The sequence below is a fragment of the Streptomyces sp. NPDC059897 genome (genome assembly GCF_042730865.1).
Lineage (GTDB): Bacteria > Actinomycetota > Actinomycetes > Streptomycetales > Streptomycetaceae > Streptomyces.
The window spans coordinates 99,254-112,115 of sequence record NZ_JBHWKQ010000017.1 but is presented as its reverse complement, the minus strand read 5'-3'; the positions used below and the strand labels follow the sequence as shown (position 1 = coordinate 112,115).

Here is a 12,862-nt window from a genome sequence, read left to right as displayed (position 1 = left end):
GACGATTTCTCGTCATGTTAACGCTATCTGTCCGCACGGGTCCCGGCTGTCCACAGGCTGTGGGCAAGCGCACGCGGGTGCGCCATGATCGGCGGATGGACGGAACCGCCGAGAACACTGCCACGCCCGAGAAGACGCAGGCCGAACGGCTGATCGCGGCGTTGCGGGGCGCCGGGCGCACACTGGCCCGCAGGCCGAACGAGGCCACCTTGGGCGAGCGGTGGGAGGCCCTGTCCGCCGCCGCGGCGGCGGTGGCCGACCTGTCGGGCGACGTCGACATCTACGGGGACGGCGTCGTGGCCGACCTGGAGACGAAGGTCGCCGCGCTGCTCGGCAAGGAGGCGGCCGCGTTCTTCCCCACCGGCACCATGGCCCAGCAGGTAGCGCTGCGCTGCTGGGCGGGACGCACCGGAAACTCCACGGTGGCCCTGCACCCGCTGGCGCACCCGGAGATCCACGAGCGGGAGGCGCTGACCACGGTGGCGGGGCTGCGCACCGTGCACCCCACGAAGGCCGCGCGGCAGATCGACGCCGACGACGTGCACGACCTGGCGGAGCCATTCGGGACGCTGATGCTGGAACTGCCGCTCAGGGACGCCGGTTTCGTGCTGCCCACCTGGGAGGAGCTCGAGGAGGTCTGCGAGGCCGCACGCGCGCGTGACGCCGTGATCCACTTCGACGGGGCCCGCCTGTGGGAGACCACGGTGCACTTCGGGCGTCCGCTGGACGAGATCGCGGAGCTCGCGGACAGCGTCTACGTGTCGTTCTACAAGTCGCTCGGCGGCCTCAGCGGCGCGGTCCTGGCCGGCCCGGAGTCGTTCGTCGGGGAGGCGAGGGCCTGGCGGCACCGCTACGGCGGCCAGGTCTTCCAGCAGTTCCCGCAGGCGATCTCGGCACTGACGGGCCTGGAGCGGGAGCTGCCGCGGCTTCCCGAGTACGTGGCGCACGCGCGCGTGGTCGCGCAGGCGCTGGTGGAGGGCTTCGCCAAGGAGGGAATCGCCGGAGCGCGGGTGTTCCCCGAGGTGCCGCACACGCACCAGTTCAAGGTCTGGCTGCCCTACGACGCCGAGGCGCTCACGGAGGCCGGGATCGCGCAGGCGGAACAGACACGGACGGCACTGTTCGCGCGCTGGTCGGACGAGGGCCCGGTGCCGGGGCTCGCGGCCACGGAGGTCACGGTCGCGGCGGCGGGCCTTGAGTGGGGGCCTGACGACGTCCGCGCGGCCGTCGCGGACTTCGTGGGTCGGCTGCCCTCGTAGGGGCGGGGCTCAGCAACTCGTAGAGGGCTGGGCTCAGCAACCGGCCGGGTGGCCGCGGCGTCCCGAGAGCCGGCGGGTCAGCGCCGCCCGGATCCGGCCGCGGGCCGGACGCCCGGCCACGACCGCCCGGAACCGGCGGTAGTCGCGCAGCTCCCGGAGGGCGGCCAGCTCGTGCCGGTCGGGGGCCGGCGGGGCGGCTTCGCCGCGCTGGGCGGCGCGGTAGAGGTCGATGGCGTACTGCTGGGTGACGCTCATGTCGAACACCTCGCTCTTCATCTCGATTGTCGCGCTGCACCCCGGAATCAGCCTATTTGTGGCTGTTCGGGGCCGATGAGTACGAGACTGCGCCCGCTGTCACCGGGCGGTCACGCCGATTGACGGGAGCCGTCAATCGACGACCCGACTGTCAGTGGCGCCGTGCACCATGGGGTCATGAGCGTGAGCATCGACATCACGGGCCTGACGCCCGAGCGGATCCGTGTCGTGCCCTCGCCCCTGGCCGAGCTGGGCATGGCGCTGCACGCGCTGTCGGAGCCCGCCCACCACCCGGGGCTGCAGGGGTGGACGACAAGCGTGACCACGTGCCTGGACCCGTGCCTCGCGGACCGGATGTGCGAGGCGGACTTCCTGTGGCGCACGACGTTCTCGGACGTCTTCACGCCGTCCGCCGGGATACCGGGGCGGCGCACCCTGCCCGGTGCCACGCTCGCCGAGGAGCTGGACCTGCTCGACAAGCTCTCCGACGAGCAGTTCGTGGACGCGGCCCTGGAGTTCACGTGCCAGTCGCAGTACGCGGAGCGGGTGGTGAGCCGGCTCGACGACCCGAGCACCCGCGAGCGCGCGCTCGAACTCGCGGCCGCGCGCGGAGCGCCTCAAGTCCGGTTCACCCAGCGCCTGCTTGAGGACCCGCCCGCCGTGCGGTCATGGTTCCGCGAGCTGCTGCAGGACTGCGACGAGGCGTTCTTCTCCGACGTATGGGCGCGCGTGCGGCACCAGTTGGCGGCCGACGCACGGCACAAGACGGAGGTGCTGCGCCGCAAGGGACTCAAGGAGGCCCTCGCGGCGACGTCCTCGGCGGTCTCGCTCGACGAGGCGGGCCCCGCCGTCGTCGTCGACAAGATCTCCGACGGGCGTACGGAGGCGGGCACCGGAAATCTGATCCTGACGCCGACCAGCCTTGGCTGGCCGCATCTGTGGGTGCTGCACCGCAGGGGCTGGCAGCCGATGATCACGTACCCGATCGCGTCCCCCGGGCTCACGACACCGCCCTCGGTCGAGCAGCTGACGCGGCGCATGTCGGCCCTCGCCCACCCGACGCGGATGCGGCTGTGCCGGCACCTGGCCCGCGGGGCGTACACGACAAGCGAGTTGGCGGACGCGCACGGGATGTCCGCGCCGGAGATATCCCGGCACCTGTCGGTGCTGAAGAAGGCCGGGCTGATCACGACGCGGCGGCGCGGCCGCTATGTGCAGCACCAGTTGGACCTCAGCGTGGTCTCGCGCCTCGGCGGGGACTTCATCGAGGGAGTGCTGCGCTGACCGCCGGGCCCCCGCCCGCCGGGGCTCAGGCCCCGGCGCCGCCCGCGCGGACGAGCCCCGTCTCGTAGGCGAGGACGACGACCTGGACGCGGTCGCGCAGATCGAGCTTGGTCAGGATGCGGCCCACATGGGTCTTCACCGTGGCCTCGGACAGGACCAGGCGCGCGGCGATCTCGCCGTTCGAGTGCCCCTGGGCCACCAGGACCATGACCTCGCGCTCGCGCTCGGTGAGCCGCTCCAGCCGCTTGTGCTGCGGCTGGTCGGGGCTGCTGGGCAGCATCGGGGCGAACCGGTCGAGCAGCCGCCGGGTCGTGGACGGGGCGACCACCGCGTCGCCGCTGTGCACGGCGCGGATCGCGGTGAGCAGCTCGCCCGGCGGCACGTCCTTGAGCATGAAGCCGGAGGCCCCCGCCCGCAGCCCCGAGAAGGCGTACTCGTCGAGGTCGAAGGTGGTCAGGATGAGGACCTTGGGCGAGTCGGGGTCCACGCAGATCCGCCGCGTCGTCTCGACCCCGTCGAGCTTCGGCATGCGGACGTCCATGAGCACCACGTCCACGGAGGTCGAGCGCAGCACCTCCAGCGCCTCGACGCCGTCGCCCGCCTCGGCGACGACCTCCATGTCCGGCTGCGCGGCCAGCACCATCCGGAAGCCGGTGCGCAGCAGCACCTGGTCGTCGACGAGCATGACCTTGATCGACATCGGGCGGTCCTCACTTGTGCCTGTCGGTGGACTTGTACGTGTCGGTTGACTTGTACCTGTCGGTGGACTTGTACGTGTCAATGGGCGGGCTTGAGAGGCAGCAGCACGCTGATGCGGAAGCCACCGCCGGGCCGCGGCCCCGCGTCCAGCGTGCCGCCGACCATACCGACGCGCTCGCGCATCCCGATGAGGCCGTGGCCGCGGCCGTCCGCGCCCCCGTCCTCGTACAGCTCGTGCGGGGCGCCCTTGCCGTCGTCCTCGACGAGCAGGCCGAGGCCGTCGTCGAAGTAGACGAGGCGGACGCTGGCGCCCGCGTTGGGCCCTGCGTGCTTACGGGTGTTGGTGAGGGCTTCCTGGACGATGCGGTACGCGGTCAGCTCGACGCCGCTGGGCAGCGCGCGCGGGGTGCCCTCCACCTTGAAGTCGACCGGGAGGCCCGCCGTGCGCACCTCGTCGACGAGCTCCTCTATCTGCTCGACGTCGGGCTGCGGAACGTACTCGCCGGCCTCCTCGTGCTCGCCGGTGCGCAGCACGCCGAGCAGCCTGCGCATCTCCGCGAGCGCCTGGCGTCCTGTGCCCGAGATGGTCTCCAGGGCCTTCTTGGCCTGGTCGGGCGCCTGATCGAGGACGTACGCGGCGCCGTCGGCCTGCACGACCATCACCGACACGTTGTGCGCGACGACGTCGTGCAACTCGCGGGCGATGCGCGCCCGTTCGGCCGCCACCGCGACCTTCGACTGCGCCTCGCGCTCCTTCTCGAGCCGGTTGGCGCGCTCCTCCAGCTGGTCCAGGTACGCGCGTCTGGTGCGCAGCGAGTCGCCGAGCACCCAGGCGAGGGCGAACGGCACCATCTGGAAGACGGTGACGAGGACCTGGCCCGTGGTGCTGATGTCGCCGACCGTGGGCCAGCGGAGCTGGGAGAGCGGCGCCGCGAACAGCCCGCCGACGAGGCCGAAGCGGGACGCCCAGCGGGGTCCGCTCACCGCGCACGTGTAGATGATGACCAGCATCGCGAAGTCCGACGGGTTGACCCGCGCGTCGAACACCAGCTGGCCGAGTCCGGTGGCCACCGCGAGCAGCAGCATCTTGTCCGGCCAGCGGCGGCGCAGCGCGACGACCACGGACATCAGGACGGCGCAGACCAGCAGCGCCGCCTCGTTCCCGTGCCCCATGCTGCCCGCGCCGTTCGCCCCGACCACGGACATGCCGAAAAGAATCACGGCCCAGAAGCCGTCGACCCACGTCGGGTGTCTGCGGATGAAGTCGTAGACGCGCTGCACGTAACCCAGAGTAGGGAAGCGTGCAGCGTGCAGGGGTCAACCGGAGGGTCGATCCGGACCCGGCGCGCGTACTCCTGAAGGTGGAGGGACCCCACGGCGCACGCGCCCGGCGCACATAGCCTTCGGGTGTGGAGAACGGACAAGAAGCGGCGCCGCGCGGGTGGCGCGCGGCCACCGAAGAGGCGCTGTACGGACCGGCCGGCTTCTACCGGAGGCCCGAGGGCCCGGCAGGGCATTTCCGCACGTCGGTGCATGCGTCGCCGCTTTTCGCGGGGGCCGTGGCCGAGCTGTTGTGCCGGGTCGACGCGGCCCTCGGCGAGCCCGCCGAATTGGCGTTCGTCGACATGGCGGCGGGCCGCGGCGAGCTGATTTCGCGCGTCCTTGAGGTGCTGCCGGAAAAAGTGGCACTACGCGCGCGTGCCTACGCCGTGGAGAAGGCGGAACCGCCCGCCGGGCTCGACCACCGGATCGAGTGGCGGGCCGAGCCGCCCCCCGGTGTCACCGGACTCCTCTTCGCGAACGAGTGGCTCGACAACGTGCCCCTGGAGGTCGTCGAGGCGGACGTGGACGGCACGGCCCGGCTGGTCCTCGTACGCGCGGACGGCACGGAGACCCTCGACACGGCGTCGCTGGACGAGGCCTCGGCGGACTGGCTGCGCCGGTGGTGGCCGCTGCCGCCCGAGCCGGGCCTGCGCGCCGAGGTCGGACTCCCCCGCGACGAGGCCTGGGCGGCCGCTGTACGCACCCTGGAGCGCGGCCTGGCGGTCGCGGTGGACTACGCGCACACCCGCGCCTCCCGGCCGCCCTTCGGCACGCTCACGGGCTTTCGCGAGGGCCGGGAGACGACGCCCGTGCCCGACGGTTCCTGCGACATCACGGCACACGTGGCCCTGGATGCCTGCGCGACCGGCCCGCGCGCCCGCCTCCGCACGCAGCGCGCCGCCCTGGGCGCGCTGGGCGTGAGCGCGGGCCGTCCGCCGCTGGCCCTCGCCTCGCAGGACCCGGCGGCGTACGTGCGGGCGCTCGCGGGCGCCGGAGAGGCGGCCGAGCTGACCGCGCGCGGCGGGCTCGGCGACTTCGGCTGGCTGGTCGAACCGGTGGGGCTGTCCGCGGACGGCCCGCTCGCCAGCGCCGGACTACTTGTCGATGTCCCCGACCACGAAGAACAGTGACCCGAGGATCGCCACCATGTCGGCGACGAGCGTCCCGGGAAGCAGCTCGGTCAGCGCCTGGATGTTGTTGTACGAGGCGGAGCGCAGCTTGAGCCGGTACGGCGTCTTCTCGCCCTTGGAGACGAGGTAGTAGCCGTTGATGCCGAGCGGGTTCTCCGTCCACGCGTACGTGTGGCCCTCGGGCGCCTTGAGGACCTTCGGGAGGCGCTGGTTGACCGGGCCCTGCGGGAGCTCCGCGAGCCGGTCGAGGCAGGCGTCGGCGAGGTCGAGCGCGTTGTGCGCCTGCTCCAGGAGGCACTCGAACCGGGCCAGGCAGTCGCCTTCTTGTCGCGTGACGACCTTCAGGGTGTCCCGCAGCTCTCCGTAGGCGAGGTACGGCTCGTCGCGCCGGAGGTCGAAGTCGACGCCGGACGCGCGGGCGATCGGGCCGCTGACTCCGTAGGCGTGCGCGGCCTCGGCGGACAGCACGCCCACCCCGCGCGTGCGGCCCCGGAAGATCTCGTTGCCGAGGACCAGGTTGTCGTAGACGTCCATCCGGGAGCGCACGCTCGCGACGGCCGCACGCGCGCGGGTGCTCCAGCCGAGCGGCAGGTCCTCCTTGAGGCCGCCGACGCGGTTGAACATGTAGTGCATGCGCCCGCCGGAGACCTCCTCCATCACGTTCTGGAGTTCCTCGCGCTCACGGAAAGCGTGGAAGACGGGCGTGATTCCGCCCAGTTCGAGCGGGTACGAACCAAGGAACATCAGATGGTTGAGCACCCGGTTCAGCTCGGCGAGCAGCGTGCGCAGCCACACGGCGCGCTCCGGCACCTCCATGCCCAGCATCCGCTCGACGGCGAGCACGACTCCCAGCTCGTTCGAGAACGCGGACAGCCAGTCGTGGCGGTTGGCGAGCATCACGATCTGCCGGTAGTCGCGCGCCTCGAAGAGCTTCTCCGCACCGCGGTGCATGTAGCCGATGACCGGCTCCGCGTGCTCGATCCGCTCGCCGTCGAGCACGAGACGCAGGCGCAGCACACCATGGGTGGAAGGGTGCTGCGGACCGATGTTGAGCACCATGTCGGTGCTCTCCGCGGCACCACCGATGCCGACCGTGGCCTGAGTCGTGGGCGTCATGGACACAGTCTCTCGTACGTAGGGTGAACCCATGGAAACAGGGGCGGCAAGGGCGACAGCGCCGACAAGCACGACTGGGCCGGACTGGACCGGGCTGCCCGCCGGACTGCTGAAACTGCGCCGACTGCTGCTGTTCTTGTGGCTGGTGCCGCTGACGGCCGCGCTCGCGGTGCTGCTGGTCGTGTTCGCGGGCCCCGGGTGGGCCGCGTTCGCCGTGCTGCCCCTGGTGGTGCTGGTGTGGGGCTGGGTGATGCTCGGCCGCAACTGGCGCTCGTGGCGGTACGCGGAGCGGGCCGACGACCTGCTGATCAGCCGCGGCGTCCTCTGGCACGAGGAGACCATCGTGCCGTACGGGCGGATGCAGCTCGTCGAGGTGACGTCCGGGCCGCTGGAGCGGAAGTTCGGACTGTCCAGCCTGCAACTGCACACCGCCGCCGCGGCCACCGACGCGACGATCCCCGGCCTCGCGCCCGCGGAGGCCGAACGGCTGCGCGACCGCCTCACCCAACTCGGCGAGGCCCGATCGGCGGGCCTGTGACGGCCTCCCGCGCCCCCGAGGGCGTCCCGGCCCAGGAGTCCGCCGAGAGCGTGCGAGAGCGGCGCCTGCACCCCGTCACGCCGCTGCGCCGCGCGTGGGCGCCGATCGCGATCCTGCTCGGCTGGGCCGTCCACGACATGGACCAGGCGCAGCGCCAGCTGGCCAACCTCACCACCGCCATGCTGCTGATCGGCATCGGCGTACTCATTCCGGCTGCCGCCCTGTACGGGTTCCTCACCTGGTGGTTCACGCACTTCGCGGTGACCGACACCGAACTGCGCATCCGTACGGGCCTGTTGTTCCGCCGCACCGCCCACATCCGGCTCGACCGCCTCCAGGCGGTGGACGTCACGCAGCCGCTCCTCGCCCGCTTCGTGGGCGTGGCCAAGCTGAAGCTCGACGTCGTGGGCGCCGACAAGAAGGACGAGCTCGCCTTCCTGGGAGAGCGCGAGGCCGGGAAGCTGCGTGCCGAACTGCTCGCCCGGGCCGCCGGTTTCGCGCCCGAGTCGGCGCACGAGGTGGGCGAGGCGCCGGCGCGGCCGATCCTGCACACGCCCCCGCGGATGCTCGCGGTGGCGCTGCTCCTGACGGGCGCCCCCTGGGCGATGCTGCTCGCCGCGGTCGCCGTCCCGACGCTCCTGTGGTTCGCCACCCACAACCTGTGGACAGTGATCGCGGTCGCGGTGCCGCTGGTCGGCGGCGCCTTCACCAACAGCGCGGGCCGGTTCATCAAGGAGTACGACTGGACGGTCGGCGAGTCCGAGGACGGGCTGCGCATCGACCACGGGCTGCTCGACCGGGAGCACGAGACGGTGCCGCCGGGGCGGGTGCAGACCGTACGGATCGTCGAGCCGCTGCTGTGGCGGCGCCGCGGCTGGGTCCGCGTCGAGCTGCATGTCGCCGGGTCGTCGAACACCGCGCTCGTCCCGGTGGCGCCGCGCGAGGACGCCGAGGACGTCGTCGCGCGGATCCTGCCCGGGGTCTCGGTGCCGAAGCCCGCCGACTTCGCGGGGGCGCCGCGGCGCGGGCGCTGGTGCGTGCCGGTGTGGTGGCGCAGCTACGGAGTGGCGGTCACGGAGACGGTGTTCGCCGCGCGCCACGGGCTGCTGCAACGCCGCATCTCGCTCGTCCCGCACGCCAAGGTGCAGAGCGTGCGCCTCGCCCAGGGGCCCTGGGAGCGGTACTGGCGCGTCGCCGACCTGCACCTGGACACGGGCGCCAACAAGACGGTGACGGCCCGCCTGCGGGACGCGGACGAGGCGGCCGAGCTGCTGCGGACCCAAGCGGACCGGTCCCGCACGGGGCGGCGCGACTCGCGTCCTGACCGGTGGATGGCGTCACGCCCGGAACGTCAGGCCTGAAGCGCCGACCGCAGCTCGCCCATGTCGATCTGCTCCGTCTCGTCGTGCGCGGTCAGGTCGATGACCTGCTGCTCGCGCTCGGCGTCCGCGGAGGCTTCGTCGGAGGCCTCGGTGCCCGTCTCCGCCGTGACCTCGGACTCGTGCTCGGCCTCGGCCTCGGCCTCGGACTCGGACTCGGACTCGGACTCGGACTCGGACTCGGTGACGGTCGCCACATCCGCCACCGGCTCGTCCACTTGGTCCACCTGGGCCGCGACCTCCGCCGCCAGCTCCTCGCCCACGACGTCCGCCAGGTCCTCCTCGCCCTGCGGGGAGGACCCCGAGCCGAAGAAGTCGAAGCCGCCCTGGGGCACCTTCCGCGCGGGCGCGGCGGGGACGACCATCGCGGCGGTCGGCACGGTGAAGTGGCCGGCCGCCGCCTCGGACTTCCCCCGGGAATCGGCCTCCTCCGCGGCGGGCGCCGCCGGCTCGGGCCGCGCGAGACGCCCCAGCGCGACATTGGCCCGCCGGTACATCTCCGGGGTCGGCCGGCCCGGCACCGCCGGGGGCACGGGCGGCAGCGCCCGCGCCGGGGCCGAGGCCTCGATCGCGAGGCGGCGACGGCCTTCGAGCGCGCTGGCCCGCTCCGTCTCCGCGTTCGCGTACCGGCGCAGCAGCGCCGCGTGCTCGCCCCGCAGCGCGGCGAGTTCGGCCCGCTTCGCCCGCAGCTTGCCCTCCAGGCGGGTGCGCAGCTCACGCGACTCGTCGAGGTCGCCCTCCAGCTCCGCCACGGCCTCCTCGTGCCGCCACCGCTCGCTCGCGGCGCCGCGCGTCAGCTCGGCGACCCGCTTGCCGGCGAGCCGGTCCCAGCGACGCATCACCACGGCGCCGACGACCGCCGCCGCGGCGGCCGCGGCCGCGACGCCCCGCAGCACGAACGGATCGTCGGACAGCCAGGCGGCTCCCGCGCAGACGAGAGGCACACCGGCGATCACCGTCGGAGGCAGGAGGCGGTGCAGGGGCGGAGAATGGCGGTGGCGTCCACGTGGCATGGCCAGAAACTTACCGCGCGTAGGCAAATCGCGAAGCCCCGCCCGGCAATATTCGGACACACCTGTCACAGAAACCACCTAACCCCCGTACGGACAAGGCCACTTACCGCGCCCGATACCGCTCACGCCTCTCCGATCTCCGAACGACACGCGCCGATCAAGATCATTTAGCGATGAGGTCCTTGGACTCCAGATACTCCTTCGCGACATCGGCTTCCTTCTGCCGCTCGGCGTCGACCTTCCGGTTCAGCTCGACGAGATCGTCGGTCGTGAGCGCCTTCGTCAGCTTCCCGAGGACATCGGCAATCTTCTTGTCGCCCGCATCCTTGGCGTTCACAACCGGAACGATGTTGTCCGCGTTCTGCAGCTTCTTGTCGTCCTCCAGAAGAACAAGCTCGAAGTTCTCCAGCGTCGCGTCGGTCGTGGTCGTCAGGACCAGCTGATCCGTGCCGTTCTTCACCGCCTGCTTCGACTGGGTGGTGCCGACGCCCTTCGGGTCGATTCCCGTCACATCGATCCCGTACGACTTCTTGAGTCCCGGCGCGCAGAACGGCCGTGTCTCGCATTCGTCACCGGCCGCGATCTTCACCTTCTGGCCCGACCTGCCAAGATCCGAAAGGGTCTTCAACTTGTGTTTCGCGGCGAAGTCCTTGCTCACCGCGAACGCGTTCTGATCGACGGCCTCTCCCGCGTCCAGAACCTTCAGGCCCTGCGGCTCGGCCAGCTTGCGCAGCGCGGCCACCGTGGCGTCCACATCGCTCGACGCGACCGGCTTCGCCTTCGACCCGTTCTCCTTCAGGTTGAGGAATTCCGCGAGGGTCGCCGCGTATTCGGGCACCACATCGATGGCGCCCTTGGCGAGCTGCGGTTCGTAGATCTCGCGGTTCTCCACCGTCTTGACCGACGCGTCGTACCCGGCGTCGGCCAATATCTGCCGATAGAGCTCACCGAGCACCTTGGCCTCGGTGAAACGCGCGGCACCGATGACGATCTTGCCCTTCCCGCCGCCGCCCGACGCGCCCGTATCGTCCTTGCCCTCGAGGCTGTCGCCACCGCCGCACGCGGTGAGCCCCGCGGTCAGCGCACCCACGGTCACGGCCGCCAGGGCCACTCGACGCGTTCTGCTGTTCATCGCTCTCCTCGTCGCACTGCCGGTACCGAAAAAACAAACCCGAGTCCTTGCGCCCGCCCCTGGGTCACGCCCGCCTCCGCATGGGGTCGAAGGCCCGCCCCAACGCGACGAACAGGCCCTCCGCAGCGAGCGCGAGCGCGGCCACGAGCACCGCCCCCGCGACCACCTGCGGGGTGTCCTGGAGGTTGAACCCGGCGGTGATGATCCGCCCGAGTCCGCCCTCCCCCGCCATCGCCGCCAGCGTCGCCGTCGCGATCACCTGCACCGTCGCCGACCGAAGGCCGGTCATCACCAGCGGGTACGCCAGCGGCAGTTCGACGCGGGCGAAGACCTGGCGGCCGCTCATGCCCATGCCGCGCGCGGCCTCCACCACCGAACGGTCGACCTCCCGCATCCCCACGTACGCGTTGGTGAGCAGCGGCGGCACCGCGAACAGCACCAGCGCGATCAGCGTCGGCACGTCGCCGTGCCGGCCGAGCGGGGTGAGCGTGAGGAGCACCAGGACGGCCAGCGTCGGCACCGCGCGCCCCACGTTCGAGATGTTGATGGCGAGCGCGCCCTTGCCCTTGTGCCCGAGCCACAGGGCCAGCGGCAGCGCGATCAGGCAGGAGACGGCGAGCGCGACACCGCAGAAGTACAGATGCTCCGCGAGGCGGTGCCACACCCCCTTCTCCCCTTGCCAGTTGGCGCCCGTGGCCAGCCAGTCGTAGGCCCCCGACATCGCGTTCATACCGCCGCCTTCTCCGGCTTCTCCCGCTCGACGCGCGGCTCGTCGCCGCGGCCGCGCGGCCCCCGTATTCGCAGGCCGCCCCGCGCGGGCGCCCCCACCCTCGTCCACGGCGTCAGCCACCGCTGCACACCGAGCAGCAGCAGGTCCGCGAGGATCGCGAGCAGCACGCACAGCACGGACGCGGTGAGCACCTGCGCCTTGAAGTCGCTCTGCAGGCCACCGACGATCAGCGTGCCGAGCCCGCCGTAGTCCACGATCGAGCCGACCGTGGTCAGCGCCACCGTGGAGACCGTCGCGATCCGCACTCCGGCGAGCATCGCCGGGAGCGCCAGCGGGAGTTCGACCTCCCACAGCAGCCGCAGCGGCCCGTACCCCATCCCGCGCGCGGCCTCTCTCGCCTCTTCCGGCACCGCCCGCAGCCCCGCCAGCATGTTCCGCACGAGGATCGTCAGGGAGTACAGCACGAGCCCCGTGACCACCAGCGAGGCCGAGAGCCCGAACAGGGGCAGCAGCAGCGAGAACATCGCGAGCGAGGGGATCGAGTACAGCACCGTGGTCACGCCGAGCACCGGCCCCGCGAAGACCCGGGCGCGCCGGGCCAGCAGCGCGAGCGGCAGCGAGATCAGCACGCCGATCAGCACCGACGCCGCGGTGATGCCGAGGTGCTGGACGGTCGCGTCGACCAACTCCTGGCCGCGGGTGCGCACATACTCCCCGCACACCCAGTCATTGGCCACCAGGCAGTTCCGCTCGCTCACGCCGGCCACCTCCCCCGATTCCCCGAACGTATGTCAGCGGCCCGCACAACCGCACGCGCCTTTCCCGACTGCCGACGACCCTAGGGCCCTTCTGACGGATCTTGCTGGAGTCGCGGGCCCTGGCACGCGCATCTGCGGCGTTGTCGTCGGTTGCCAACGCTCCGCGTTGACGCCCTCCTCCGCCTTGCAGCTGCACGCACCAGCCCCCGCTCACCGGCACCGCCCGTGAACGCCGCCCAGATCCAG

13 protein-coding genes are annotated in these 12,862 nt (G+C 71.9%); 5 read left to right on the top strand and 8 right to left on the bottom strand.

Going from position 1 to position 12,862, the window contains the following annotated elements; genetic code table 11:
* Positions 1-95: 95 nt before the first annotated feature.
* Positions 96-1,259: a threonine aldolase family protein gene (locus ACFV9W_RS20605; RefSeq protein ID WP_385762852.1), complete on the top strand. Its 1,164-nt coding sequence runs from the start codon at positions 96-98 to the stop codon at positions 1,257-1,259.
* Between the two features lie 33 nt (positions 1,260-1,292).
* On the opposite strand, the gene ACFV9W_RS20600 is transcribed toward ACFV9W_RS20605, so the two are convergent.
* Positions 1,293-1,514: a hypothetical protein gene (locus tag ACFV9W_RS20600; RefSeq protein WP_385762850.1), complete on the bottom strand. Its 222-nt coding sequence runs from the start codon at positions 1,512-1,514 to the stop codon at positions 1,293-1,295.
* A 177-nt stretch (positions 1,515-1,691) separates the two neighbouring features.
* On the opposite strand from ACFV9W_RS20600, the gene ACFV9W_RS20595 reads away from it, so the two are divergent.
* Positions 1,692-2,798: a DUF5937 family protein gene (locus tag ACFV9W_RS20595; protein ID WP_385762848.1), complete on the top strand. Its 1,107-nt coding sequence runs from the start codon at positions 1,692-1,694 to the stop codon at positions 2,796-2,798.
* A gap of 25 nt (positions 2,799-2,823) precedes the next feature.
* Here the strand turns inward: ACFV9W_RS20595 and ACFV9W_RS20590 are convergent, their stop codons facing one another.
* Both ACFV9W_RS20590 and ACFV9W_RS20585 read right to left on the bottom strand, forming a co-directional pair.
* A complete protein-coding gene (locus ACFV9W_RS20590) occupies positions 2,824-3,498 on the bottom strand; it encodes a response regulator (RefSeq protein WP_385762846.1) in 675 nt (224 codons plus the stop codon).
* 77 nt (positions 3,499-3,575) lie between these two features.
* Positions 3,576-4,778 (bottom strand): sensor histidine kinase, encoded by a 1,203-nt coding sequence (locus tag ACFV9W_RS20585; RefSeq protein WP_385762844.1) that lies wholly within the window; start codon positions 4,776-4,778, stop codon positions 3,576-3,578.
* Positions 4,779-4,906: 128 nt separating this feature from the next.
* Here ACFV9W_RS20585 and ACFV9W_RS20580 point away from each other — a divergent pair, with 128 nt between their 5' ends.
* A complete protein-coding gene (locus ACFV9W_RS20580) occupies positions 4,907-5,950 on the top strand; it encodes an SAM-dependent methyltransferase (RefSeq protein WP_385762843.1) in 1,044 nt (347 codons plus the stop codon).
* Here ACFV9W_RS20580 and ACFV9W_RS20575 read toward each other — a convergent pair.
* Positions 5,915-7,099, bottom strand: coding sequence for an NADH-quinone oxidoreductase subunit D (locus ACFV9W_RS20575; protein WP_385762841.1), 1,185 nt, complete (start codon positions 7,097-7,099; stop codon positions 5,915-5,917). The two genes, ACFV9W_RS20580 and ACFV9W_RS20575, sit on opposite strands and share 36 nt — an antisense overlap.
* Here ACFV9W_RS20575 and ACFV9W_RS20570 point away from each other — a divergent pair.
* The gene (locus tag ACFV9W_RS20570) at positions 7,098-7,604 is read left to right on the top strand and encodes a PH domain-containing protein (protein ID WP_385762839.1); all 507 of its coding nucleotides are present in this window, start codon (positions 7,098-7,100) and stop codon (positions 7,602-7,604) included. The genes ACFV9W_RS20575 and ACFV9W_RS20570 overlap by 2 nt on opposite strands.
* Entirely contained in the window at positions 7,601-8,965 is a 1,365-nt protein-coding gene (locus ACFV9W_RS20565) for a PH domain-containing protein (RefSeq protein ID WP_385762837.1), read from the top strand. The genes ACFV9W_RS20570 and ACFV9W_RS20565 overlap by 4 nt, the downstream gene beginning before the upstream one ends.
* Here ACFV9W_RS20565 and ACFV9W_RS20560 read toward each other — a convergent pair.
* The 4 genes from ACFV9W_RS20560 to ACFV9W_RS20545 all read right to left on the bottom strand — a co-directional run bounded on the left by ACFV9W_RS20560 (position 8,956) and on the right by ACFV9W_RS20545 (position 12,616).
* Positions 8,956-9,996, bottom strand: coding sequence for a hypothetical protein (locus ACFV9W_RS20560; protein ID WP_385762835.1), 1,041 nt, complete (start codon positions 9,994-9,996; stop codon positions 8,956-8,958). The genes ACFV9W_RS20565 and ACFV9W_RS20560 overlap by 10 nt on opposite strands.
* A gap of 163 nt (positions 9,997-10,159) precedes the next feature.
* Positions 10,160-11,128: an ABC transporter substrate-binding protein gene (locus tag ACFV9W_RS20555; protein WP_385762833.1), complete on the bottom strand. Its 969-nt coding sequence runs from the start codon at positions 11,126-11,128 to the stop codon at positions 10,160-10,162.
* A gap of 64 nt (positions 11,129-11,192) precedes the next feature.
* Positions 11,193-11,858, bottom strand: coding sequence for an ABC transporter permease (locus ACFV9W_RS20550; RefSeq protein WP_385762831.1), 666 nt, complete (start codon positions 11,856-11,858; stop codon positions 11,193-11,195).
* The gene (locus ACFV9W_RS20545) at positions 11,855-12,616 is read right to left on the bottom strand and encodes an ABC transporter permease (protein WP_385762829.1); all 762 of its coding nucleotides are present in this window, start codon (positions 12,614-12,616) and stop codon (positions 11,855-11,857) included. Before ACFV9W_RS20545 ends, ACFV9W_RS20550 begins: the two co-directional genes overlap by 4 nt.
* Positions 12,617-12,862: the final 246 nt, after the last annotated feature.